We start from the raw sequence: 21,855 nt of genomic DNA on the forward strand, positions 1-21,855 counted from the left end.
ATAAAAAATAAAAAATCTAAAAATTTAGATATCCGAAATATTCATTTGGCGGAGTAAGCAAATCAATAAAATTAAAATTTAAAACTTTACCTTCATCTTTTAATAAATCATATATTTTAAGACTTTCACTGTCAGAAGATAAATAATATTCTATTGTCATCTCTACATCTGCTTGGGAAAATAATTTGGAATCATTAGGGATAATATTTCTTTCGGTAAGTTTTAACTTTCCCTTTTTAGTGAATACTATTCTCGCAATCTCTCCGGTTTTGGTCGCATGATTTAGATTGAAGGGTAAAATTGCTAAGTTTCTTAATGGCAGTTCTGTTATCGACCCTCCCACACAGTATTCTGCAATAGAGATCGTTGAGATATACATTTTGATTTCTTTATTCAAAAAATATCTATAATAATCCATAGCATTTTTAAATAATGGATCTTCATCATTTAAAAATCTTATAAAAAAACTTGTATCTAATAAAACTCCATTAACTTTCATAACTTCCTCGTATTTGCTTTAACCATTCATCAGCATTAATATCCGAAAGCCACGATTGCTTTGCTTTATCTCTTAATTTTTTTAGATAATTTTCATCAAACAATGGATGATAGTCAATTAATTCAATAAATTCTAAATTTGTAAAATCAATTTCGCCATTCTCTGTATGTTGCTTACCTTTGGCTCTTAAACCCAAATGTTTATATAAAATATTTTCTTCTTGATTCTCTAAAAACGAGATTGGAGTCTGCACTCTTACAGTCCCATACTCATCAGTCAATAGATGAATATTTGCTTTATCTTTTCCTCCTGCATTTGTTATTTTTCCATAAAAATAGAATTCAGCTTCAGCCCAAATAGCTTCTGATCTTTTGAAATCTGTGAATTTATCGATACGAATATTATTTGATTCTTTGACTGAAGTAGTAATATCAAAAGCTAAATCTTTTTTCTTTGCCAAATCTTGCAGATTTTCGATTGCTTTCGCAGTACCTAAATCTAAATAGTCAATTGAATATGTTTGCGAAATTAAACCTAAAACCGCATTAAAACTAACTATATATTGAATTCCTGTTTTAAAAATATTTCTAACGGATCCTTCTTTAATTTCATATGATATTAAAGGTCTATTTTTTTTTTCTCCTGAATATAACAGATTATCGACGTTTTCTAAAACAGAAATAATCTCCCTGATATCAAAGTTGTCAGGAGTAATATCGGCGTTTCCAATTTTTCCAGAAACTTTTATTTCTATTTGACCAATTTTTTCCACAATTCAAAATTAGACAATTTTTTCATTTACATTGCATTCTATTTTATTTTTAAATTTTTCTTACACTTGTCCCACTTTCTCACCATTCACAAAAACCTCATAATTCACCGTTACATTCGGCTCCATGGTTTTTGAAACAGAACAGTATTTTTCAAATGAAAGTGCAGCGGCACGTTCTGCTTTTTTGGGATCGATATTTCCTTCAAGATGAAAAGAAACCGTAATTGTTTTGAATGGTTTTGCTTCGTCAATCTCAATTCTTTCACCCACAACTTCTGCGGAAAACTTCGTGATTTCCTGTCTTTGCTTTTTTAAGATTGAAACCATATCGATTCCGCTACAACCTGCCACGGCCATCAGAATAGTTTCCATCGGAGAAACCCCTTTTGTTCCTTCTGATTGTGAGGTATTGTCTAAAAGGATTTTGTTGCCCAACGAATTGGTGCATTCAAATAAATAATCCTCGTTGATTCTATTTAGGGTAATTTTCATAAAATTGATTGTTAAAATTGGATAAGTAAAAATAGGGATTTTAATTAAAGAATTCCTCTCGCTTTAATTTCCAAATATTTATTAATGACTTCAATATTCAAATTTTCGGGTAAAGTATAAACCGTGTAAATTCCATATTTCCGAAGTTCCTGAATAATTAATTTCTTTTCATACTCAAATTTCTCCGCAATAATCTCATCGTACACTTCCTGAATGTTCTCCGGATTGGTATTAATTAAACTTTGAAGTTCAGAGTTTTTAAAGAAAATAATTACCAACAAATGGTTTTTTGCAATTCCACGCAGATACTTCATTTGTCGGTTTACAGCATCCAAAGTTTCAAAATTGGTGAAAAGCAAAATCAAACTTCTTTGTCCGATCGTGTATTTTACATCTTGATATAAACGGCTAAAATCACTTTCGTACGAATTGGTTTGAATATTATAAAGTGCTTCAGAAATCTTTCTCAACTGGCCCGATTTATTATCTGCCGCAACTTTATGTTCTGTTTTTTTGGAGAAGGTCATCATTCCGGCGCGGTCATTTTTTTTAAGAATAATGTGACTTAAAGCCATGGTTGCATTAATCGAATAATCGAGTAAACTCAAACCATTAAAAGGCATTTGCATCGTTCTTCCATTATCAATCAGCATAAAAATCCGTTGTGATTTCTCATCCTGAAACTGATTCACCATCAACTGATTTCGTTTCGAAGTCGCTTTCCAGTTAATCGTTCGCACATCATCGCCGGGAACATATTCTTTGATTTGTTCGAACTCCATGGTGTGACCGAGTTTCCGGATCTTTTTAATTCCACCCAATAGAAACTCGTTTTGAAGCGCCATCAATTCATATTTTCTTAAATGAATAAACGACGGATAACTCGGCAGCATCGCTTCTTTTTGAAAAGTAAATCTCTTAGAAACCAATCCTAAAGGCGATTCCGCAAAAACATTGAGGTTTCCAAAACTATATTCACCGCGTTCTTTCGGTTCCAGAATATATTCAAAAAGGATGTTTTTATTTTTCTCAATAGTTCTTTCAATATTAAAATCACGCTTCTGAAATTGAAACGGAATTTCATCAATCACTTTGGTTTTAATGGTAAATGGATAATTATTTTTAATATCTATTTTTATTGAGTTCTGATCGCCGTTTGATAACTTCTCCGGTAAAATCCTCTGTGCCTGAACTGCATTTTTTTGATTAAAAAGAAGCATGTAATCCACAATGAAAGCGATCACCACCAAAGTCAATAAACCATGCGCAACCAACATCAACACCGGAAAGAAAAAAGCCAGAATATAAGTAAATCCCACGCCAAAAAGCGTGAAGAAAAAACGGTTATTGATGTACAAATTCCTCATTTTAAAAGTTAACCTTTTTCAAATTACTCATTACCAATTACTTATTGCTCATTAAAACCTATCTCGGAATTTCAATCGCCTCCAAAATCTGGCGAATAATTTCATCCGCAGTTAATCCTTCCATTTCGCGTTCTGGGGAAACCATGACTCGGTGGCGAAGAACGGCGTAACTTGCTTCTTTGATATCTTCCGGCGTTACGAAATCTCGTCCACGAACTGCAGCAAATGATTTAGAAGCCGTCAATAAAGCCAAACTCGCTCTCGGAGACGCACCCAAATAAAGGAATTGATTTTCTCTCGTGTTCACAATAATTTTCGCAATATATTCTAACAACTGAGTTTCTACAACAACGTCTTTTACCAAATTCTGATACGTTTTCAACTGTGCTCCGGAAATCACTCTCTGCACGGCATCTGATTTATCTTCTAATCGGTTTTCGTGTTGGTTTTTAATGATCTGTACTTCTTGCGTAAGATTCGGATATCCGACATTTATTTTAAAAAGAAAACGGTCGAGTTGCGCTTCTGGTAAACGATACGTTCCTTCGTGTTCGATTGGATTTTGAGTTGCCACAACAAGGAAAGGTTCCTGCATTTCGTATTGCTTTCCGTCCATTGTGATTTGACGTTCTTCCATCACCTCAAATAAAGCGGCTTGCGTTTTCGCGGGCGAACGGTTGATTTCGTCAATCAAAATAAAACTGGAAAATATAGGTCCTTTTTTAAATTCGAACTCAGAATTTTTAACATTGAAAATAGAAGTTCCCAAAATATCAGACGGCATTAAATCTGGTGTAAACTGAATTCTACTGAAACCAACATCGATCGTTTTTGCCAACAATTTTGCCGTAATCGTTTTCGCCACGCCCGGAACACCTTCAATCAAAACATGACCATTCGATAAAAGTGCGACCAATAAATGTTCAATCATCGATTCTTGACCGATAATCACTTTGCCGATTTCCGCTTTTACCTGTTCCAAACTTTGCTGAAGTTCGGTCATATCCAATCGGGAATGAAACTCTGTATTTATATTTTCTTGATTTTGATTTTCAAAATTTTCCATAATTATATTGGGTTCAATGGTATTCTATTTTAATTCAATTGTTGAAGTTTTACAGTAAAATCTCGTCTAACAATTTATTCATTTTTATTAAATCTGACTGCATCACGCTTGCATAAGGATCTTGACCTTTCTTAATTAATTCGGTCGCTTCCTTAATTTTTTCTACACTTTTACCAGTTTTCAAATGAAGAAGATGAATGAACTTTTCATCTAAATCTTTGGTGTCAATCAACAAATCCATTCGGACGCGATTGAGGAAATATTGTGCTTTCTTCGCCATCATATCGTGGAAATCACCTTCCTGTAAATATAGATTCCCGATGCTTTTTACAAACTCAACGGATTTATTTTTCTTCGGTTCGATGATCGGAACAATTCTCTGTTTGCGTTTTGCATTAAAAATGATGAACAGTAAAAGTCCGGCTAATAATAACCACCAAGCATAACGCAAACCAGGATTTGCCAAAATAAATCGCAAGGGTGAACGGGATTCGGCTACATTTTTATTATCACCTGAAAACCAAACAGTTTCACGATCAGGAAGATAAGAAAATACATCCTGAACATATTTTTCATTGCCGGGCTTTAGCAAATAATAGTTGGTTAAAATCAACGGTTCTGAATGCAAATAAAGATGACCTTTTCCATGATTGACTTTAATGAAATTAGCCATTTTGCTATCACTTTCTTCCTTTCCTAAAATTTCGTGATCTTTTGAAATCAATTCAAATCCTTTTCCGGAGGGCAATTTATCTAACTTTAAAGAATCAGCCGCAAATTTATTATCGGTCAGTAATAACAAATTAAAATCTTCATAACTGATCGTCGACAACGAGAAACCTAAAGAATCAGAAATACTCTGATGAAAGAAATCCGAAATCACCATCACATCCGACCCTTTTTCTACGTTCTCAAAAATTTTATTCCAGGATTCCGAATCCAGTTTAGATTCGATAATTAAAATATTATGAGGTTTTAATTTTTGAGTTTTATAGAAATCATAAGGCGAAAGATCGGTTCGCTTTACCTTATCATTCAAAAGATGATTCGCTTCTTTGCTAAAGATATACAATCCAAAAGGCGATTTTTCATTCACATCAAAATTCTTACGCCAATCGGTCACATCGGATTTACTGAGTTCCAGCAACGCCAAAACTGCCATCACGATGATGAAAATTAAACCATATAATTTGAACGTTTTATTCATATTTAACTAAAACCCAAAAGGCTTTTCTATATCTTAAAATTTAAAAACTTCTCTTTGAATTGAGCGTAACTCTCTTCGTTAACTTCAAATTCGCCATACCAAACGTAATCGAAAATATAAGCCAAATCTTTGAACGTCGTTTTTAAATCATTGGATTTTAACTCTGATAAATAATCTTTATTTGTTTTCTCGGGATTCCAATTGATGAGTTTTTTATCTGCCAGTTTCTTTAAAACCAATAAAAACTGATAACGAACGGCAGAACGGTAATCTTTCTGTCTTTCAAATTTCTCGATGCTTTCACTGAAATTAATTTCATGAATATTTTCCTGAAGATCCTGATTCTCGATATTGATTTTCTTATTCTTTTTACTGAAAAAGAAATTTCCGTCTTTGCCCAGTAAAAATTTAATTAAAAAATAAAGGACAAAAGCGATAATGATGACCGCGAAAATCCGCATAATATTCTCAGCGTACTTTCCGGTTTTGCTGGGATCAACTTTACCAAAGATTGCTTCCAGAATTTTCTTTATTCTTTTCTGAATCTTTTGCCAAAGCGATTCTCTGGGTTTTATGGTGGTGTAATCGTAATCTGAACCTTTGTATTTGGATTGAAATTTATCCTCAAAACTTTTAGGGAAAACAATATTATCAGTTGTAGGTTTTTTGAGTAAAATAGAATCGCTGTAAAATTGCTCGTTATAGGGAACTTCAGCAGAATCTTTAATATGGGAAATTGGCGGTGGCGGAAGTTCCTGAGAATTTCCGGATATAAATTGCAAGATAAAAAAGAAGAGGAATATCCTAAATTTCATGGGTGCCAATCGTGTCGATTTCTGATAAGTCCACTTTGCGGTGAAGGTCTGTTCGGCTGTCATAATACTGCAATCCGGAGTTTACAAAAATCACGTTAATCATTAAAAATGAAAATAAAAGCGACACGCCATACAATATGAAAATGAAAATTCCCATCGGACCTTCAAAGGGATTTTGCTGCAATTCTCCAGTTTGAGGAATAGTCATCATTCCACCAAATATAAACATCATCGGAATCATGGTGAAAATCGAAGCAACTACTTGAATAATAAAATACATCACGATCGTTGAACCCCAATATTTCCAAAAAGGAGATTTCTCTCTTCCGTTTTTATAGGAAAATTGCGCTCTAACCGCATAACTCAAAGATTCAAAAAAACCTTTCTTCGTATTGAAATAATCAAACATTAAAAAATTTACGACATTCATTAAAGCAGGTCCTAATAATATCAGTAAAAAGAATCCGATAAGGATAAACATTAAAACCACCGTTAAGCCGAAAACGATCATTGCTAAAGGAGTTACGATGAAAAATAATCCCAGAAACAGAATTAGAAACCGTCCGATATTATTTTTTAAATCACTTAAAATATCGTCGGCTTTAATATTCTTATTTCCCGTTTCTGTCAATCTTTTCAGATACAGAATCGGATAAGAATAGGAAACCATCGTCACCGCCAGAAACAGAACAAACACGATTGTAGAAACTAAAATCAGCATTGCTGAATTTTCTTGAAAGTAGGCTTCAAAATAATAGTTTTGCCCGCTGGTATTGGAACCCATCATTTGCGAGAACAATTCCCGATATCCAAAAACGAAAATAATAACCATCAGAATTAATAAAATCCCATTGATCAAAAGATAATTTTTGAAATAGTTTTTTCCGTGCTCTTTAAAAAAAGCAAACGTATCGCTAATGAATTGGCCGAAGTCCCGTTTCTGATAAAATTGCATCATGTATTTTTGATTTTTTTGCTACTAAATAAGGATAGATAAAATAATAATAACCGATTAAAGAAAGGGTTCCAAAAATGAGAATTCCATTAATTATGCCAGGCATTACCAACGCATATCTGGTGACATAACCCTCAATAATTCCCGCGACAATCGTAAATGGAACAGTACTTAAAAATATTTTAAAGGCATCTTTAAAACCTAATTTAAAGGAATTAAATCGCGAATAAGTTTTTGGAAATAAAATCGAAGCGCCTAAAATTAAACCTGCCATCGCTTCCACAACCATGCTGAAAATTTCGAAAACACCGTGAAGCCAAATTCCGCTCGCACTTTCTTTCAACGCTCCATGTTCATGAAAAAAATATTGAAACGCTCCGAGCATAATACTGTTTTGCAACAACGCATACAACGTTCCTACGCCACCGAAAACGCCGTAGATAAAAAGAACAGCTCCGACTTTTAGATTATTAAAAATAATAGCAATGGCACTTCCCCAATTGGAACCTTGCTGATAAACGCCGACTGCATTTCCTTTTTCAATGTTCTCAATCGTTTTGTTGACGTACTCATCACCCAAAATAATTCTTACAAATTCTTTATCGTAATACGCTGAAATAAAACCAATTAAAGCAAATAAAATAAAGAATCCAAAGGCATAAAATAAATACCTTCGATAGTGATGAACCAAAAGCGGAACCTCAGTTTTAAAGAACTCAAACAAACGGTTTTGTTCTGTTCTTTTGGTTTTATAAATTCTTTGGAAAATAAGTGAAGAAAGATTGTTTAGGTAAACCGTCGTTTTACTTTTCGGGTAATAAGTTTGCGCAAACGACAAGTCATTCACCAAATTAATGTACAGCGAAGAAAGATCATCGGGATTTTTTTTGACTTTTCCTGCGATAACCTGCTCGATTCCCAACCATTTTTCTTTATTTTGTTTGATAAACGCAACCTCTCTCATCTGATGCTAAAATAATAAAAATATGTCGCTGATCGCTATAAATACTTCACAAAATGTAAATATTAATTTCAGTACCGCAAGTATTGGCGAGCGAATTTTGGCTTTTGTCATTGATCTCCTTATCAAAGGGGCGTACGTATTTACGCTTTTTTGGTTCCTGTTCCGTGTATTTAATTTCGGTTCCTATATGGACGGGCTCGATAATTGGTCGCAAATGTCTGTGTACATTATCCTTACAATCCCAATCCACATTTACACCTTAGTCAGCGAAAGTTTGATGGAAGGTCAAACTTTTGGAAAGAAACTGGTGAAAATAAAAGTGGTGAAAATCGATGGATTCCAGGCAAGTTTTGGGGACTATCTGATGCGGTGGTTTTTCCGGTTGATCGATGTTTATTCCAACTCCGGCGTGGTCGGATTAATCAGTATGATCGTTTCAAAAAACAATCAAAGGTTGGGCGATATGGCTTCCGGGACGGCCGTTATTTCCTTAAAAAATCGCGTCAATATTTCGCATACCATTTTAGAAAACCTGAAAGAAGATTACGTTCCACTTTTCCCGCAAGTGATAGCATTGACCGATAACGACGTGAGAATCATCAAGGAAAATTATCAAAAAGCCCTGAAAATTGATGACCGACAAGTGGTTTCAAAACTCTCCACAAAAATCAAAGAAATCCTGAAATTAGAAATCGATCCCACCAAAATGACAGAACGGCAATTCATCAGCGTCGTCATCAAAGACTACAATTTCTACACGGGAAAAGATTTGTAAATTATTATTTGGGCAGACATTTGGCAAAGCCGAATCTTTTATAATTTTTTATTGTTCTTTATGGCAGCGATTTCCGCCTTCCGTTCCCAATCTTTTTTTGCAATTTCTAAAGTCCTCTGCAAAAAAAAAGGATTTCCACTCAAGTCGGGCTGCAGCGTTTACATCCTAACAAAATCAGTTAACAGTAGAAAAATCTCGTTTCCATTTATTTTCCTTAATTTTAAGGAACTAAATCGATTATCATGAAATACGAAAATAACAGATCAGGAAATGGAGGCGTTTTAACTTTGAATAAAGAAGACGAAGAAGTGGGCAGATTAACCTACACCATTTTCCCCGACGAAAATAAATTAGTAATCTCTTACGTTTTGGTTCATTCAAAATTTGAAGGAAAAGGAATGGGAAAATATTTGGTCGAAGAAGGCATCAAATTCGCCCGGGAAAACAACTGGAAAGTTTATCCACATTGTTCTTATGCGCGTTCCGTTATGCACAGAATGAAAGATGCTGATGATATTTTATTAGAACATTAAAACACAAAACCCATAGAAATTCTATGGGTTTTGATTTTTTGAGGTATCGTTTCTTAATTCTTATTGATGTGATAATACGCCAACATTTTATAATACAATTTCGCTGCTAAGAAAGCAGTAGGTTTCGGCATCGGAGAATCCATCAATTCTACAATGTCAAAAGCCACCACATTGCATTTTTCAAATACTTTTCTCAACAACTCCAAAGTTGGATACCATTGCAAACCGCCCGGTTCCGGAGTTCCTGTTGACGGAGCAATTGAAGGATCAAATGCATCTAAATCAATCGTAATATAAACGTTTCCGGAAACTTTTTCCAAAACGTCATTGATCCAGTTTTCGTTGTTTGCAATTTGGTGCGCCCAGAAACACTGTTCTTTGTTCACATACTGCATTTCCTCGATGTCGCAAGAACGAATTCCGACCTGAACCAAATTATGTTTTTGGCTCGCTTCATACACTGCACAAGCATGATTAGAAGTTGAACCATGAAAATCCGGACGTAAATCGGTGTGCGCATCCAATTGCAAAACCGTTAAGTTTTCATATTTCTCACCAACCGCGCGAATCGATCCAATTGACACCGAATGTTCACCCCCAAAAAGAGTAAATAATTTTCCGTCGTTTGCAAGGAGTTCTTTCGTTTTTTGATAAACCGCTTCGGTCATCGCTTCAGGAGAAGATTTCTCGGAGATTTCACCAGCCAGATAAACACCTTCTAAATAAGGCTCGGTTCCGGTTTCAATATCGTACAATTCCATGTTTTCGGAAGCGTCTAAAAAAAGTTCCGGTCCTTTATCAGCACCTTTTCCCCAAGTGGAAGTTCCATCATAAGGAACGGTTACCAGCATTACTTTTGAGGTTTCCAGTTGAGCATTTTCTTCCGGAATATCTGCGTATGTTTTCATATTGTCTTTGATTTTAGTTTTATAATAATTGAAGTTCAAAGATAAATATTTCATATCGAATTATAGATTTTGAACAATTCAATTTTTTTCCAAACAATTTAATTACAATTTAAAGAAAGAAAACTTTAAAATATCAAAATATTTTTTAACTTTGTTAAATTAATTTTTAATATTATTAAAATAAACATTCAGAAAACTAATGAAACTCCCTATATTTTGTCCAAGTTGTGAAAGTTCACTCAATGTAAGTCAGATGAAATGTAATCATTGTGACACAACGGTGAACGGAAATTATGATTTACCGCTTTACTTAAAGTTAGGTCGAGATGAGCAGGATTTTATTCTTGCATTTTTCCTGTCCAGCGGCAGTATTAAAGAAATGGCCAAGCAGGCCGAACTTTCTTACCCAACGATGCGAAATAAAATGGATGATCTCATCGAAAAAATCAAACAATTAAAAACTCTTTAAAATGAACTGGAAATATATTTTCAACCCGTTTTTAAAATTCTCCGAAAGAAATTTACTGATTATCGGAGTTCTGTCTGTAATCGCTGGAAGTCTTATTGGGAAATACTTTTCGGCAACTTATGATGGTATTTTTGATGCACATTCTTCGCCGAATACTTTTATAAATTCATTAAAAGAAAACGCCATAAATATTTTGACGATTTTCGTTCTGTTGGTTATTTTAGGAAAAGTGATTTATCCAAAAACTCGATTCATCGATATAATTAATATTTCGCTGATTTACAGAATTCCGATTTACATTTCAAGTACTTTAATCAGTCTTCCTCTTTTCGATAAGATATCGGAACAAGTTTTAAATAATAAAGATCATTTAGAAAATTTAAAATTTGACACCATGGAACTTATTTCCATTATGGCAGTTTCTTCAATTTTAATGATCTTTTTGATTTATGCCATCGTACTTTTGGTTAATGGATTCAGAACGGCAACAAATCTGAAAAAATGGCAATACTATATTTATTTCGCAATCGCCTTGATTATTGCCGAAGTACTTTCTAAAGTCCTTATTAATAACCTTTAATAAAATCGTCATGAAAACAAAATTCGTCTTCATTGCATTATTACTAATGTTCCAAAATCTTTTCTCCCAAAATATTACGGGGTCTTGGTACGGAACCCTAGATGTTCAGGGACAAAAACTGCCTTTGGTATTTCATATCGAAAAAGAAGGAAATGATTTAAAATCAACCTTTGACAGTCCAACACAGGGAGCAAAAGGAATTCCGATTCAGAAAACTTTATTTGAAAATAACGAATTGACGTTTAATGCTTCTAACTTAGGAATTACTTTTAGTGGTAAATTAAACACTCAAAAAATTTACGGAATTTTTTCCCAAAGCGGAATGAACTTTCCTTTGATTCTTACAAGAAACGCAGAAACAACAACTGTCAGCCGGCCGCAGACTCCCAAACCACCTTTTAGTTACAACAGCGATGACGTCACTCTTAAAAATGAAACGGAGGGAAATCTACTTGCGGGAACACTGGCTACTCCTAAAAACTTCAATAAAAACCAACCGATTTTAGTAATGATTACCGGAAGTGGTGCACAGGATCGAAATGAAGAAATGTTCGAGCATAAACCATTTTTAGTCATTGCAGATGATTTGGCTAAAAAAGGAATTGCCACTTTACGTTTGGACGACCGCGGAATTGGCGGATCAGAAAAAGGAAAAGAAGGTGCCACCTCAGAAGATTTTGCGACAGATATAAATTCAGCCGTGAACTATCTCGTAAAAAACGGTTACAAAAACATTGGATTAATCGGTCATTCGGAAGGTGGAATGATTGCGCCGATGGTTGCAGATCTGAATAAAAATGTAAAATTTTTAGTTCTTCTTGCCGCCCCCGGAATTCCAATTCTGGACCTGGTTTTGGATCAAAATAAAAAACTGGCAGAAATTACAAATTTACCACAAGCCGCGATTGATGACGTATTGGCGATAAAATCGAAAACATTTTCGTACGCAAAAAACTATAAAGGAAAAGATTTCAAAACAGACTTTACTAAATATCTGGAAGAACATTTCCCTAAAATGACAGCGCAGGAAAGAGAACCTTACATCGCTCAAATGTCGTCGGAGTGGTTTCTGTATTTCATCAAGTTTAATCCGGATGATTATTTATCCAAAGTTAAAATCCCAGTTTTGGCAGTAGACGGAAGTTTGGATATGCAGGTTTCGGCAAAAGAAAATTTAGCAGGAATTAAAAAATCTTTAATAAAAGCAGGAAATAAAAAGTTTGAAGTCCTGGAATTTGAAGGTCTAAATCATCTTTTCCAAACGGCTACAACAGGCAATCCATCTGAATACGGACAAATCGAGGAAACCTTTTCACCTAAAGTTTTGGACAAAATCAGTTCGTGGATTTTAGCATTAAAATGATTCTAAAAGATTTCTTTAATAAAAACCAGTTCAACATTTATGAAAACTAACAGCAATATAGGAGACGTTAACAATCCAGATCATTGGATTTTAGGGCTTTTCTACTTCAACAAAAATGATCAGCGATCATTTCCACCTAAAAGATTTAAATACTTAGGCTGGACGATCAATTTTGCAAATCCTTATTCTATTTTTGCATATTTAATTTTAATCGGTGCTATGCTAGCAATTTTTTATGTACTCCGAAACTAATCCACCTTTAACTAAATATTTATGCCATTAAAAGCAGTGCTATTCGATATGGACGGTGTCATCGTTGACACCGAGCCACTCCATCGCAAAGCCTATTTCAGCACGTTCGATGATTTGGAAATTGAAGTTTCCGAAGAATTGTATACTTCGTTTACCGGAGCATCGACTAAGAAAGTTTGCACTACTTTAATCGAAAAATTTCAGTTAAGGCAATCGCATGAAGAGTTGGCGCTAATTAAGAGAAAGTATTTCAGACACTTTTTTTATAATGACGAAGATTTTAATTTACTTCCGGGAGTTAAAAGTTTGATTGAAAATTATTTTGATAATAACATTAAACTCGTTTTGGCTTCTTCTGCAAGCATGGTTACGATTGATATGGTTTTTGAGAAATTTGATCTGGAAAAATATTTCATTGGGAAAATTAGTGGCGCAGATTTAAAAGAATCTAAACCTCATCCGGAAATTTTTCTTTTAGCGTCTGAAATTGCTGATGAATCAAAGGAAAACTGTATGGTTATCGAAGATTCTACAAACGGAATTATCGCCGCTCATTCTGCGGCGATTTTCTGTACAGCTTATAAAAGTGAACATTCTGTTGGCCAGAATTATGAGAAAGCGAATCTGGTCATTTCAGACTTTTCGGAGATTGAGTTTCAGAAAGTAGAAAAATATTTTTGAGGGGCGCGAGCGAAGCGAGCGTCGAAAAGTATTTTGTAGAAGTATCATTTGAAAAGAATCCTAAACGTTATTCTAGCCCCGATGGGAACGGCATCCCCGCCTTGGCGGGATATAGTGGACAGCGGGACCGCAAATAAAAAAGGAGCAACGTTTTTGTTGCTCCTTATTCAGTTTAATATCCTAGTAATTTTAAGACATCTTCCGGTTTTTGTTCTTCCCGGAAAACGGTATATGTAAAGTTTCCTTCTTCGTCTTTATCGATCAAAATATGTTTCGGCTGCGGCATCAAACAGTGGTGAACTCCGCCGTAACCACCAATGGTTTCCTGGTAAGCGCCCGTATTGAAAAAGCCAATATAGAGCGGCTTTGTATCGCTGAAAACCGGTAAATAAATCGCGTTGGTATGCTGCTCAGAATTGTAATAGTCATCGGAATCACAAGTCAAACCACCTAAGAAAACGCGTTCATATGTATCTTCCCAACGGTTAAGCGGAAGCATGATGAACTTGCGTGAAATCGCCCAGGTGTCTGGTAAAGTGGTCATGAAAGAAGAATCGATCATGTTCCATTTTTCACGGTCATTCTGACGTTTCTGAGAGATAATTTTATAAAGGTGACCGCCACTTTCACCAACCGTAAAACTACCGAATTCGGTGTAAATGTTTGGTTCTTCCACGCCTTCTTCTTCACAGAATTTTTTGATTTGAGACACGATTTCGTTGACCATATATTGGTAATCGTAATCGAAATTCAAAGAAGTTTTAATAGGGAAACCACCACCAATATTGAGGGAATCAACTTCCGGAGCGATTTTTTTCAAACGGGCGTAAACGCGTAAACATTTATATAATTCATTCCAGTAATAAGCGGTATCTTTAATTCCGGTATTAATGAAAAAGTGCAGCATTTTCAATCGCGCATTCGGATGATCTGCAATTTTCTGGCTGTAATATGGAATAATATCTTTGTACCCAATCCCTAATCGAGATGTATAAAATTCAAATTTAGGTTCCTCTTCGGAAGCGATTCTAATTCCAATATTAAAATTGGTATCAATACTTTCCGTGAGTTTATCAAGTTCTCTATAGTTATCCAGAATCGGAGTTATATTTTGAAAACCGTGGTTGATCAAATCGGAAATCTTTGCTAAATAATCATCCGTTTTAAAACCGTTGCAAATTACTTCAACCGTTTTATCGAATTTCCCTTTTTCATAAAGAGATTTTACGATGTCGATATCATACGCAGACGAGGTTTCAAGGGAAATATCATTCTTCAAAGCTTCTTCTAATACAAAAGCGAAATGGCTTGATTTGGTGCAATAGCAATATCTGTAATCCTTTTTGTAATCATTGATTTCAAAAGCTTCTTTGAACCAGGCTTTTGCCCGCTGAATATTCATAGAAATTTTCGGCAGATAATTAAATTTCAAAGGGGTCCCAAACTTTTCTACCACCTCCATGAGCGGTATATCATGAAATTGAAGTGTATTTTCGGTGACGCTGAATTCTTCGGTCGGAAAATACAAAGTTTGGTCGATGAGCTCTGAATATTTAATTTTCATTAGGTGCTGAAATTTTACTGTTATAAAAGTGCAAAGTTGGTAAAAAAAGTTGAGTATTTATTTTAAAATTCCGTTAAAATTCTCAGAATCTTTATTGCCTGTAAAAATAATCAAGTCTCCACTTTGAAATTCAATAGTAACCGTATCTTCTTTGGCAAAGTTTCGGGTTCCAATTCTGGTGGTAATGTTTAAAGTTTCCTTATTTAATGGCCAATTTAAACCGGTTGTAGTTACATCTTTTGCGACAGGGAACGGATAAAGTGAAATCAGCTGATTTTTGATGCCGTTTAAAACTACTTTTTTCGGTGCAAAATAATACTGCGAATAATCATCAAAGAACGTAATTTTCAAGTCTTCTTTAAATAAAAAAGCAACCGTTAGATTTCCCAAGAAATGATCCATTTCGCCGCCACTTCCGCCGTACACATCGATGGTTTTATATCCTTTTTCTTTTATAATTTCTAAAGACTTTTGAAAATCTGTTTTATCCTGATCCGGCGTGTAGATGAATTTATTTCCATAAATATTTTCATCATTACCGGAATGCGAATCAAAATCACCGGAGATAAAATCGAGGCGCTCCACTGGGAAATTCTGTTCCTTTAAATAATGAAACGCACCGTCTGAACAGGCAATCAAAGAATATTCAGTAATTTCGGGTAGGTTTTTTGGTGGAATTCCATTGATGAATAAAAGGGCTTTATCGGTCATTTGGATTCCAGTATTCTTCAGATTCCCCATTTAATTTTGAAACATAACGAGCCAAAACAAATAGATAATCGGAAAGTCGGTTCAGGTATTTAATCAATTCCGGCCGCACTTCTTCAGATTCATTGAGGAAAACCAAACTGCGTTCTGCGCGTCGACAAACCGTTCTGCACACATGAAGTGAGGTCGCAGATCTTCCGCCACCCGGCAAAATAAAGTATTGCAACGGTTCCAACTCTTTCTCAAAATCATCCATCCAATGCTCGAGCTCTTCGATTTCAGTATCTGTAATCATTAAAGCCAAGCGGGATTTTCCGTTTGCTAAAGTTAATTTATCTGTTGGTGTCGCGGATTCTGAACCCAGAGTGAATAAATCAAACTGTATTTTCTTCAATTGATTTAAAACCTGTTCGTCTTTAATTTCACTTTTCGCGACGCCTATAAATGCGTTTAATTCATCGATGGTCCCGTAAGATTCAACTCGGGCAGAGGCTTTGGAAACTCGGGTTCCACCGTAAAGTGCCGTTTCCCCTTTGTCGCCGGTCTTGGTATATATTTTCATACTGTGCTGATTTAGCTGTTGGGTAAATTTAAGGTTTTTCTGCTAATTTCTAAATGACTGGCTTAGAGTTGTTCCAAAACAATTTTCCAAAGACCTCTGTTAAAAGATCTGAAAAAATTCACATGACCAATTTCGCTTTTATCGGATTCTGAAATTTTAACTTCCCGATAGGTTGTTTTCAAATGGGGATATGTTGTTTTCATTAAATTCCGCATTCCTTTTTGGGTAACCCAGGAATCATCTTCGGCATGAATGATAAACGTAGGTTGATACAGATTTTTTGAAAAATCAGCCTCATTGGTTTCGTAGAGCCTTTTTGTGGATTTTTTATTTAAAATTAAAGTCTGCCAGTCAAAAGCCACGCCTTTTGGCAAAGATTCACCTAAGCCAAAACGGTTTGCCGGAAAATAGCCCAGGAAATGAGTCATGATCGGAAGCGCGATTCCAAAACCGAGTAAACCTGCAACTGCGACTTTAAAATTCAGATTCCCCAAATAAGCATCTTGCGTTGCAACGAAAATAAATTTTTTAAAAATTTGTGAATCCGCATTCATTCCAAGAATTAGCGCACCCACCGAATGTCCCAGACAGAATTGATCAAATCCAACATATTCTTTTTTAATAAAAGTAGTGACCGTTTTAAAATCTACAGTTCCCCAAATTCGCATACTCGCTTTGAAGCCATTCATTTTCTTTGGCTTCGACTCCCCAATTCCACGATAATCGTAGGTGATCACGGTAAAGCCTTTTTCCGCTAAATATTTGGCAAAAGAAAAATAAATCTGTTGTTTCACTCCTGTGGCGGAGTTGATGAGCAAGAGTTTTCCATTTGAAATTTCTGGTTCGAAAATCTTCACGGAAAGTGGAAAATGATCAGGTGTTTTTAAAATCAGTTCTTTCATTTAATAAAAAATCCACTTTAAATAAGTGGAATTATTTTTTTAAAATTAAACATTTTTAAGAAATGTAGAAGTAAAAATGATAGGTAATGAATACTATTTATTTTATTTCAAAGTCTTTTAAATAAGGCAATCCGCTTTGAGAACCTCGATTCTTGGTTACTTTCAAAGAGACGTCATTTCCAAATTTCACGCAGTCATCAATACTGTTTCCATGACAAAGTGCGACAGCAAATCCAGAGGTAAAAGCGTCACCCATGCCCATTTTGTGTAATACAGAATCATGGTCGTTGCGGTAATATTTCATTTCAGTACCATTGAAATAAGTGGTAGAATTGGTATCATCGCGAACAAATAATTTGTTTGGATATTTTCTTAAAATTTCCTCACGTGGCATATCCCCAAAAATTATGGAAAGCTCATTACTCTTAGCGACGATGAAAGTAGCATTTTCTATCACTTCATCGGACAGCTTTTTGGCGGGTGAGGCGTAAATCCCTAGTTTTTTGCCATTACTTTTTGCCAGTTGGGAGGAATATTCCACCACATCCATTGGGATTTCCAGTTGAATTAAAATTAAGTCAGCCGTCGCAAAGAACTTTTCGGCTTCTGCAACGTGTTTGGGTTTTAGACAATAATTAGAAGCCGGAACGACAACAATTGAATTCACTCCTTTTGCTGCCACTACATAAGCCGTACCTGTTGCTGCCTCTTCCGTTTCCACGACATAGCCAACATTTACGCCTTCATCTACAAGATTACGTAAAATTTGCTGTCCAAAAGGATCCATACCAACCGCACCGATAAAGTAAACGCTTGCTCCTAACCGCGATGTTGCTACAGCTTGATTGGCTCCTTTGCCACCAAAAAAACTTTCAGACTTTTCCGCCATAACGGTTTCATTTGGCTGGGGCGGATTCGTCGTATTTAAAACTAAATCGATAGAAGAACTGCCAATTACAATAATCTTTGGTTGCTCGCTAGTAATATTCATTTTTTAAAACTTATCAGTCAAATGTACTTAAATATGTAGGATTGGGAAATCTTTCTCCTAATTAATTTCGATGAACTCAGAAACTACTTTTACGGCATTATTATTTTTGTCAAAGCCGATATAACTGGCATAAAATCCTTCACCATATCCTGTTTCAAAAGCGAAAATATTTCCCTTATGGTCTTCTTTCGGCTCTAAAAAAGCAAATTGATTGATGGCGCCTTCTTCCTGAAAGAAATGTTCATGGAAGAACTCTTCATAAATACCCAGAAAATCTGCGCCTTTTCGATGAAACAATTGTTTTTCTAAATGGTTTAAACATTCCTGCGTTTCTAAATCCATAAAACAGCCCATGCCGCTTTCTACCGGATAACCATAAATTTCGCCTTCTTCAAGATCATCGATATCCTGACCTTCCAACGTCGCCATTTTCCAGTCGGTTATCGCAGCCTCACTAAAAACAATTTCAACGTAGGCGATACAGTTGCTTTCTCTTTCTTTATGAACCAAAACTTGGAAATCACCAATGGGAAAAAGCGTTGAAAATTTGGGCATCTCACTTGTAATCAAAGGATCGCAGGCTACCAGTTTACCGGTTGACAAATGAATATTTCCCGCTTCAAAAGTTTCAATCAAAGGACTTTCAACAAAATTCTTTGTAAAAAGCTTCTTTATATTTTCAAGGTGATTCATGATAAGGTTTTCAGTTTTTCTTCGAGCAGGATCAATTTGTCCTGCGCGTCTTTTTTCTTTTTCAATTCAATATCTACTACCTGCTGTGGTGCGCCGGCCATGAATTTCTCATTGGATAATTTTTTCTCCACTGAAATCAGAAAACCTTTTAAATATTTAATCTCTTCTTCAGTTTTTATTTTTTCTTCGCCTAAATCTAAGTTTTCACTCAAAGGAATAGAAACTTCAGTTCCCCCAATCAAGAAGGAAAAGGTTGGTTTATCTGTTTTCTCGGCAAAGTGGATCTGATCAATATTCGCCAGTTTCCGAACTAAATTTTCATTATCAAAAGCTGTTGCATTGGTGTAAACCTCTACACTTTCACGTGGAGAAATTCCTTTGCTTTGGCGGTAATTTCGAACGCCTGAAATCAACTCTTTTGAAACATCAAAATTCTTGATTAAATCGTGGTCATAATCAGTAGCCTTTCTTTGCTGTGCAATAACCAAAGCTTCTTCTACTGATCTTTCAGAAATATTCTGCCATAACTCTTCCGATAAAAACGGCATAAATGGATGCAGTAATTTCATTAACTCCTCAAAGTACTGAATGGTTTGATTGTACACTTCTGTAGAAATTGCTTCCCCATAATTTGGTTTAATGGCTTCCAGATACCAAGAACAGAAATCGTCCCAGATGAGTTTATACAACAAATGTAAAGCATCGGAAATACGGAATTTTTCAAACTGATCTGCAATTTCGATAATGGTTTTATCCATTTGCTTTCCGAACCAGTCAATCGCCTGTTGATCAGCTTCATTGGCTTTTATAGCATCGTCTTTTTTCCAGCCTTGAATTAACTTATTGGAGTTCCATATTTTTGTCGCAAAATTACGTCCCTGCAACATTAATTCTTCATCAAACAACAAATCGTTTCCAGCCGCAGAACTTAAGAGGATTCCAACACGAACGCCATCTGCTCCATATTTCTCCATCAACTCAATCGGATCCGGAGAATTACCGAGTGATTTGGACATTTTACGTCTTTGTTTATCACGAACAATTCCGGTGAAATAAACATTTTTAAACGGAACTTCGTTTCTGTATTCGATTCCCGCCATAATCATACGGGCCACCCAGAAAAAGATAATATCCGGACCAGTAACCAAATCTGAGGTTGGATAATAATAATTAATATCTTTATTTTCTCGATCGGTAATTCCATCAAAAACAGACATTGGCCACAACCAGGAAGAGAACCAGGTATCGAGTGCGTCTTCGTCTTGCTTTAAATTTTCTAAAGTCAGATTTTGATTTCCACTTTTTTGTTGAGCTAAAGTCAAAGCTTCTTCTATGGTTTCTGCTACAACGAAATCATCCTGTCCTTCACCATAAAAGAAAGCCGGGATCTGTTGGCCCCACCATAACTGTCTGGAAATATTCCAGTCGCGGATGTTTTCCATCCAGTGTTTATAGGTGTTTTTGAATTTCTCGGGGTGGAATTTCACCTCATCATTCATGACAACATCCAATGCAGGTTTTGCCATTTCAGACATTTTCAAAAACCACTGAACCGAGACTTTAGGTTCGATAACTGCGCCAGTTCTCTCAGATGTCCCTACTTTATTTACGTAATCTTCTGCTTTTAACAAAAGATCATTTTGCTCTAATTCTTTTACGATTTCTTTACGAACAACGAATCTATTTTTACCTACGTAATGTAGACCGTGTTCATTCAAATTCGCATCATCATCCAAAGAATCAATCATCTGTAAGTTATGACGCTTTCCGATTTCATAATCATTGGTATCGTGAGCCGGCGTAATTTTTAAAGCACCAGTTCCGAATTCAATATCAACATAATCATCTTCAATAATTGGGATCATACGATTTACGATAGGAACAATAACATTCTTTCCTTTTAAATGCGCATATCGCTCATCATTTGGATTGATACAAACGGCAGTATCACCAAAGATCGTTTCCGGACGGGTTGTCGCAACAGATAGAAACTCTTCAGTTCCTTCAATCTTATATTTTAAATAATACAGTTTTCCGTTTTGCTCTTTGAAGATGACCTCTTCATCAGAGATATTGGTTTTAGCTTCAGGATCCCAATTGACCATACGATAACCGCGGTATATAAGGCCTTTATTATATAAATCAACGAAGGATTTAACGACTTGTTGAGAAAGTTTCGGCTCCATGGTGAAACGGGTACGGTCCCAGTCACATGAACACCCTAATTTTTTTAACTGCTCCAAAATGGTTCCGCCATATTTGTCAGTCCAGTCCCACGCGTGTTTCAAAAACTCTTCACGCGTAATATCTGTCTTATTAATTCCTTCTTCTTTCAGTTTCGCCACTACTTTGGCTTCCGTCGCAATCGAAGCATGATCTGTTCCCGGAACCCAACATGCATTAAATCCCTGCATTCTTGCTCTGCGAACCAAAATATCCTGAATGGTATTGTTTAGCATGTGCCCCATATGAAGAATCCCAGTCACGTTTGGTGGTGGAATTACAATGGTATAAGGCGGTTTTTCATTCGGCTCAGAATGAAAGTAATTATTTTCGAGCCAATACTGATACCATTTCTGTTCGGTTTCTTGCGGCGAATATTTTTCTGAAATCTGCATAATCTTTTCTTAGGCTTAATAGGTGCAAAAATAGGGAAATAAAAAAAATTGACCTTACTAATAAAATAATTTTTAACTTTGCCTGTTACTTTTCATCAAATCAACAATTATTAAAATAA

24 protein-coding genes are annotated in these 21,855 nt (G+C 35.4%); 7 read left to right on the plus strand and 17 right to left on the minus strand.

The window, feature by feature from the left end; translation table 11 throughout:
• Window positions 1-16: 16 nt before the first annotated feature.
• The 9 genes from EIB73_RS08730 to EIB73_RS08770 are packed head-to-tail and all read right to left on the minus strand — an operon-like array spanning window position 17 to window position 8,137.
• On the minus strand, window positions 17-499 hold the full coding sequence (locus EIB73_RS08730; RefSeq protein WP_125024554.1) for a PIN domain-containing protein: 483 nt from the start codon (window positions 497-499) through the stop codon (window positions 17-19).
• Window positions 489-1,271 carry a hypothetical protein gene (locus EIB73_RS08735; protein WP_125024556.1) on the minus strand — a complete coding sequence of 261 codons (783 nt, stop codon included), beginning with the start codon at window positions 1,269-1,271 and terminating at the stop codon, window positions 489-491. Before EIB73_RS08735 ends, EIB73_RS08730 begins: the two co-directional genes overlap by 11 nt.
• A 60-nt stretch (window positions 1,272-1,331) precedes the next feature.
• On the minus strand, window positions 1,332-1,763 hold the full coding sequence (locus EIB73_RS08740) for an OsmC family protein (RefSeq protein ID WP_125024558.1): 432 nt from the start codon (window positions 1,761-1,763) through the stop codon (window positions 1,332-1,334).
• A gap of 44 nt (window positions 1,764-1,807) precedes the next feature.
• Entirely contained in the window at window positions 1,808-3,130 is a 1,323-nt protein-coding gene (locus EIB73_RS08745; RefSeq protein WP_125024560.1) for a DUF58 domain-containing protein, read from the minus strand.
• Window positions 3,131-3,188: 58 nt separating this feature from the next.
• Window positions 3,189-4,196, minus strand: coding sequence for an AAA family ATPase (locus EIB73_RS08750; protein ID WP_125024562.1), 1,008 nt, complete (start codon window positions 4,194-4,196; stop codon window positions 3,189-3,191).
• 49 nt (window positions 4,197-4,245) lie between these two features.
• On the minus strand, window positions 4,246-5,403 hold the full coding sequence (locus EIB73_RS08755) for a DUF4350 domain-containing protein (RefSeq protein WP_125024564.1): 1,158 nt from the start codon (window positions 5,401-5,403) through the stop codon (window positions 4,246-4,248).
• 26 nt (window positions 5,404-5,429) lie between these two features.
• Window positions 5,430-6,218, minus strand: coding sequence for a DUF4129 domain-containing protein (locus EIB73_RS08760; protein ID WP_125026087.1), 789 nt, complete (start codon window positions 6,216-6,218; stop codon window positions 5,430-5,432).
• A complete protein-coding gene (locus EIB73_RS08765; RefSeq protein ID WP_125024566.1) occupies window positions 6,208-7,176 on the minus strand; it encodes a DUF4013 domain-containing protein in 969 nt (322 codons plus the stop codon). Before EIB73_RS08765 ends, EIB73_RS08760 begins: the two co-directional genes overlap by 11 nt.
• A complete protein-coding gene (locus tag EIB73_RS08770; RefSeq protein ID WP_125024568.1) occupies window positions 7,133-8,137 on the minus strand; it encodes a stage II sporulation protein M in 1,005 nt (334 codons plus the stop codon). The genes EIB73_RS08765 and EIB73_RS08770 overlap by 44 nt, the downstream gene beginning before the upstream one ends.
• 22 nt (window positions 8,138-8,159) lie before the next feature.
• On the opposite strand from EIB73_RS08770, the gene EIB73_RS08775 reads away from it, so the two are divergent.
• On the plus strand, window positions 8,160-8,912 hold the full coding sequence (locus EIB73_RS08775) for an RDD family protein (protein WP_125024570.1): 753 nt from the start codon (window positions 8,160-8,162) through the stop codon (window positions 8,910-8,912).
• Between the two features lie 242 nt (window positions 8,913-9,154).
• Window positions 9,155-9,445, plus strand: coding sequence for a GNAT family N-acetyltransferase (locus EIB73_RS08780; RefSeq protein WP_125024571.1), 291 nt, complete (start codon window positions 9,155-9,157; stop codon window positions 9,443-9,445).
• Window positions 9,446-9,498: 53 nt separating this feature from the next.
• Here the strand turns inward: EIB73_RS08780 and speB are convergent, their stop codons facing one another.
• Window positions 9,499-10,353 (minus strand): agmatinase, encoded by an 855-nt coding sequence (gene speB, locus EIB73_RS08785; protein WP_125024573.1) that lies wholly within the window; start codon window positions 10,351-10,353, stop codon window positions 9,499-9,501.
• A gap of 199 nt (window positions 10,354-10,552) precedes the next feature.
• On the opposite strand from speB, the gene EIB73_RS08790 reads away from it, so the two are divergent.
• Genes EIB73_RS08790 through EIB73_RS08810 form a run of 5 tightly spaced genes read left to right on the plus strand, consistent with a single transcriptional unit; the run spans window position 10,553 to window position 13,698 of the window.
• Window positions 10,553-10,822: a DUF2089 family protein gene (locus tag EIB73_RS08790; protein ID WP_125024575.1), complete on the plus strand. Its 270-nt coding sequence runs from the start codon at window positions 10,553-10,555 to the stop codon at window positions 10,820-10,822.
• A gap of 1 nt (window position 10,823) precedes the next feature.
• Window positions 10,824-11,402, plus strand: coding sequence for a YIP1 family protein (locus tag EIB73_RS08795; RefSeq protein ID WP_125024577.1), 579 nt, complete (start codon window positions 10,824-10,826; stop codon window positions 11,400-11,402).
• Window positions 11,403-11,412: 10 nt separating this feature from the next.
• Window positions 11,413-12,765, plus strand: coding sequence for an alpha/beta hydrolase family protein (locus EIB73_RS08800; protein ID WP_125024579.1), 1,353 nt, complete (start codon window positions 11,413-11,415; stop codon window positions 12,763-12,765).
• A gap of 39 nt (window positions 12,766-12,804) precedes the next feature.
• Window positions 12,805-13,017: a DUF5808 domain-containing protein gene (locus EIB73_RS15210; protein ID WP_125024581.1), complete on the plus strand. Its 213-nt coding sequence runs from the start codon at window positions 12,805-12,807 to the stop codon at window positions 13,015-13,017.
• A gap of 21 nt (window positions 13,018-13,038) precedes the next feature.
• On the plus strand, window positions 13,039-13,698 hold the full coding sequence (locus EIB73_RS08810) for an HAD family hydrolase (RefSeq protein ID WP_125024583.1): 660 nt from the start codon (window positions 13,039-13,041) through the stop codon (window positions 13,696-13,698).
• 172 nt (window positions 13,699-13,870) lie between these two features.
• Here EIB73_RS08810 and EIB73_RS08815 read toward each other — a convergent pair whose 3' ends face one another.
• The 7 genes from EIB73_RS08815 to EIB73_RS08845 all read right to left on the minus strand — a co-directional run bounded on the left by EIB73_RS08815 (window position 13,871) and on the right by EIB73_RS08845 (window position 21,736).
• Window positions 13,871-15,262, minus strand: a complete 1,392-nt coding sequence (locus EIB73_RS08815; protein WP_125024585.1) for a type III PLP-dependent enzyme domain-containing protein — start codon at window positions 15,260-15,262, stop codon at window positions 13,871-13,873.
• A gap of 57 nt (window positions 15,263-15,319) precedes the next feature.
• The gene (locus EIB73_RS08820) at window positions 15,320-15,973 is read right to left on the minus strand and encodes a thiamine diphosphokinase (protein ID WP_125024587.1); all 654 of its coding nucleotides are present in this window, start codon (window positions 15,971-15,973) and stop codon (window positions 15,320-15,322) included.
• Window positions 15,963-16,532: a cob(I)yrinic acid a,c-diamide adenosyltransferase gene (locus EIB73_RS08825; protein WP_125024589.1), complete on the minus strand. Its 570-nt coding sequence runs from the start codon at window positions 16,530-16,532 to the stop codon at window positions 15,963-15,965. Before EIB73_RS08825 ends, EIB73_RS08820 begins: the two co-directional genes overlap by 11 nt.
• 62 nt (window positions 16,533-16,594) lie before the next feature.
• On the minus strand, window positions 16,595-17,434 hold the full coding sequence (locus EIB73_RS08830; protein WP_125024591.1) for an alpha/beta hydrolase family protein: 840 nt from the start codon (window positions 17,432-17,434) through the stop codon (window positions 16,595-16,597).
• Between the two features lie 97 nt (window positions 17,435-17,531).
• The gene (locus EIB73_RS08835; protein WP_125024593.1) at window positions 17,532-18,425 is read right to left on the minus strand and encodes a ribokinase; all 894 of its coding nucleotides are present in this window, start codon (window positions 18,423-18,425) and stop codon (window positions 17,532-17,534) included.
• 57 nt (window positions 18,426-18,482) lie between these two features.
• The gene (locus EIB73_RS08840) at window positions 18,483-19,118 is read right to left on the minus strand and encodes a DUF4241 domain-containing protein (protein WP_125024595.1); all 636 of its coding nucleotides are present in this window, start codon (window positions 19,116-19,118) and stop codon (window positions 18,483-18,485) included.
• Complete coding sequence (locus EIB73_RS08845; protein ID WP_125024597.1) at window positions 19,115-21,736, minus strand: valine--tRNA ligase; 2,622 nt, start codon at window positions 21,734-21,736, stop codon at window positions 19,115-19,117. Before EIB73_RS08845 ends, EIB73_RS08840 begins: the two co-directional genes overlap by 4 nt.
• Between the last annotated feature and the right edge of the window lie 119 nt (window positions 21,737-21,855).

Origin of the sequence: Kaistella carnis, assembly GCF_003860585.1 — a bacterium.
Lineage (GTDB): Bacteria > Bacteroidota > Bacteroidia > Flavobacteriales > Weeksellaceae > Kaistella > Kaistella carnis.

What these genes read in the sequence shown, in the direction of transcription:
- EIB73_RS08800 (WP_125024579.1), top strand. Translation starts at nt 11,413, where the DNA reads ATGAAAACAAAATTCGTCTTCATTGCATTATTACTAATGTTCCAAAAT.
- EIB73_RS08825 (WP_125024589.1), bottom strand. Translation starts at nt 16,532, where the DNA reads ATGAAAATATATACCAAGACCGGCGACAAAGGGGAAACGGCACTTTAC.
- EIB73_RS08775 (WP_125024570.1), top strand. Translation starts at nt 8,160, where the DNA reads ATGTCGCTGATCGCTATAAATACTTCACAAAATGTAAATATTAATTTC.
- EIB73_RS08755 (WP_125024564.1), bottom strand. Translation starts at nt 5,403, where the DNA reads ATGAATAAAACGTTCAAATTATATGGTTTAATTTTCATCATCGTGATG.
- EIB73_RS08770 (WP_125024568.1), bottom strand. Translation starts at nt 8,137, where the DNA reads ATGAGAGAGGTTGCGTTTATCAAACAAAATAAAGAAAAATGGTTGGGA.
- EIB73_RS08845 (WP_125024597.1), bottom strand. Translation starts at nt 21,736, where the DNA reads ATGCAGATTTCAGAAAAATATTCGCCGCAAGAAACCGAACAGAAATGG.
- EIB73_RS08780 (WP_125024571.1), top strand. Translation starts at nt 9,155, where the DNA reads ATGAAATACGAAAATAACAGATCAGGAAATGGAGGCGTTTTAACTTTG.
- EIB73_RS08795 (WP_125024577.1), top strand. Translation starts at nt 10,824, where the DNA reads ATGAACTGGAAATATATTTTCAACCCGTTTTTAAAATTCTCCGAAAGA.
- EIB73_RS08810 (WP_125024583.1), top strand. Translation starts at nt 13,039, where the DNA reads ATGCCATTAAAAGCAGTGCTATTCGATATGGACGGTGTCATCGTTGAC.
- EIB73_RS08820 (WP_125024587.1), bottom strand. Translation starts at nt 15,973, where the DNA reads ATGACCGATAAAGCCCTTTTATTCATCAATGGAATTCCACCAAAAAAC.
- EIB73_RS08790 (WP_125024575.1), top strand. Translation starts at nt 10,553, where the DNA reads ATGAAACTCCCTATATTTTGTCCAAGTTGTGAAAGTTCACTCAATGTA.
- EIB73_RS08730 (WP_125024554.1), bottom strand. Translation starts at nt 499, where the DNA reads ATGAAAGTTAATGGAGTTTTATTAGATACAAGTTTTTTTATAAGATTT.
- EIB73_RS08740 (WP_125024558.1), bottom strand. Translation starts at nt 1,763, where the DNA reads ATGAAAATTACCCTAAATAGAATCAACGAGGATTATTTATTTGAATGC.
- EIB73_RS08765 (WP_125024566.1), bottom strand. Translation starts at nt 7,176, where the DNA reads ATGATGCAATTTTATCAGAAACGGGACTTCGGCCAATTCATTAGCGAT.
- EIB73_RS08750 (WP_125024562.1), bottom strand. Translation starts at nt 4,196, where the DNA reads ATGGAAAATTTTGAAAATCAAAATCAAGAAAATATAAATACAGAGTTT.
- EIB73_RS08760 (WP_125026087.1), bottom strand. Translation starts at nt 6,218, where the DNA reads ATGAAATTTAGGATATTCCTCTTCTTTTTTATCTTGCAATTTATATCC.
- EIB73_RS08745 (WP_125024560.1), bottom strand. Translation starts at nt 3,130, where the DNA reads ATGAGGAATTTGTACATCAATAACCGTTTTTTCTTCACGCTTTTTGGC.
- EIB73_RS08835 (WP_125024593.1), bottom strand. Translation starts at nt 18,425, where the DNA reads ATGAATATTACTAGCGAGCAACCAAAGATTATTGTAATTGGCAGTTCT.
- speB (WP_125024573.1), bottom strand. Translation starts at nt 10,353, where the DNA reads ATGAAAACATACGCAGATATTCCGGAAGAAAATGCTCAACTGGAAACC.
- EIB73_RS08815 (WP_125024585.1), bottom strand. Translation starts at nt 15,262, where the DNA reads ATGAAAATTAAATATTCAGAGCTCATCGACCAAACTTTGTATTTTCCG.
- EIB73_RS08840 (WP_125024595.1), bottom strand. Translation starts at nt 19,118, where the DNA reads ATGAATCACCTTGAAAATATAAAGAAGCTTTTTACAAAGAATTTTGTT.
- EIB73_RS15210 (WP_125024581.1), top strand. Translation starts at nt 12,805, where the DNA reads ATGAAAACTAACAGCAATATAGGAGACGTTAACAATCCAGATCATTGG.
- EIB73_RS08830 (WP_125024591.1), bottom strand. Translation starts at nt 17,434, where the DNA reads ATGAAAGAACTGATTTTAAAAACACCTGATCATTTTCCACTTTCCGTG.